Genomic DNA, 1,319 nt, shown 5'->3' on the forward strand with positions numbered 1-1,319 from the left:
GTGAACGTGGCCAGCGAAGCGCGCCTGACGGAAATTCGGGCCTGGGGGAAAGGACTTCAGATATTGCCAGCGCCTGCGGACGACCTGGTCGACCGGCTAGGGCTGCGGCACTACCCCGCCCTCATCACATCCACCGCCATCCAGCAGTAGGAGTCCTCATGACTACTCACCTGATCACCCTAGTCATCAAGCAGCCGAACGACGCTCAGGCACGCCAACTCATGTACCAGGGGTTGCTCGACCTGATCTCACGCTACGGCGGTGAGGTGGCGTCCAAGGCCTTAGAGGACGAGTCGACCCTCTGCGAGCTGCTGGAGCAGATGCTGCCTGATCATGAGGTAGAGCTAGCCAGGAAACAGGTGCTCGAACTTCATGCCAAGGGCCGCCGACCGGGCCGCCTGCAGGCGCCGGCAAGCCTGAAGGTATAAACCCATGGCTGGCCAGTACCCGCTGGAAGCGCTCTTGCGGCCTGCCGTGGAGCTCTACACCACCACCGTGTGCTTCACCGCGGCCGCGCTCTGCATCGTCGCGCCGTGGACGTTCGCCCTCACTCCGCTGTTCGGCAGCGTGGCCGCGCTATGCTTCGTCTGGCTGGGTATCGTGCGGCTGAAGCAGGCCGGCGTGGTGCTCCGCTACCGGCGGAACATTCGCCGACTGCCGAAGTACACGATGACCAGCGCCGAGATGCCGGTCAGCAATGAACACCTGTTCATCGGTAAAGGATTTCGCTGGACGCAGAAGCATACGCAGCGCCTGGCAGATACCTACCTGCCCCAGTTCGCCTCCTACGTCGAGCCCTCGCCGCTCTACCAGCGCGCGCGCCGGTTGGAGAAGCAGCTCGAGTTTGCCCCCTTCCCCCTGAAGCTGGTCGCCAAAGCCACTGCCTGGGACGTGGCCTGGAACCCCGCTCGGCCGTTGCCACCCGTGGGCGGTCTGCCTCGGCTCCACGGCATCGAACCGCGAGAGGAGGACGTGGGATTGCAACTGGGCGAGCGCGTCGGCCACACCCTGGTGCTTGGCACCACGCGGGTGGGTAAGACGCGACTCGCGGAACTGTTCATCACCCAGGATATTCGCCGCACCCACTACCGGGGCCGACGCCAGCGAGTGAAGATGGGCCGGCGGACCCAGACGGTTCACCACGGCTATCGGCGCCGGCGCGCAGAGGAGCAGCCGGACTACGAGGTGGTGATAGTCTTCGACCCGAAAGGCGACGCTGATCTGCTGAAGCGTATGTACGTGGAATGCGAACGTGCCGGCCGCCTGGACGAGTTCTACGTGTTCCACCTCGGTCATCCTGACCTGTCGGCACGCTACAA

The 1,319-nt window shown here is 64.4% G+C and carries 2 protein-coding genes and 1 pseudogene; all 3 read left to right on the forward strand.

The features are described from left to right. Window positions 1–150: DUF2859 domain-containing protein (locus HMPREF2924_RS35505; protein ID WP_141765541.1), on the forward strand; the 150-nt coding region annotated here is incomplete at its 5' end. An 8-nt stretch (window positions 151–158) separates the two neighbouring features. Continuing rightward, window positions 159–428, forward strand: a complete 270-nt coding sequence (locus HMPREF2924_RS14705; RefSeq protein ID WP_003134169.1) for a hypothetical protein — start codon at window positions 159–161, stop codon at window positions 426–428. Between the two features lie 4 nt (window positions 429–432). Next, window positions 433–1,319, forward strand: a pseudogene (locus tag HMPREF2924_RS14710) (conjugative coupling factor TraD, PFGI-1 class); the annotation flags it as partial.

This window comes from Pseudomonas sp. HMSC063H08, from assembly GCF_001813645.1.
Taxonomy (GTDB): Bacteria; Pseudomonadota; Gammaproteobacteria; order Pseudomonadales; family Pseudomonadaceae; genus Pseudomonas; species Pseudomonas aeruginosa.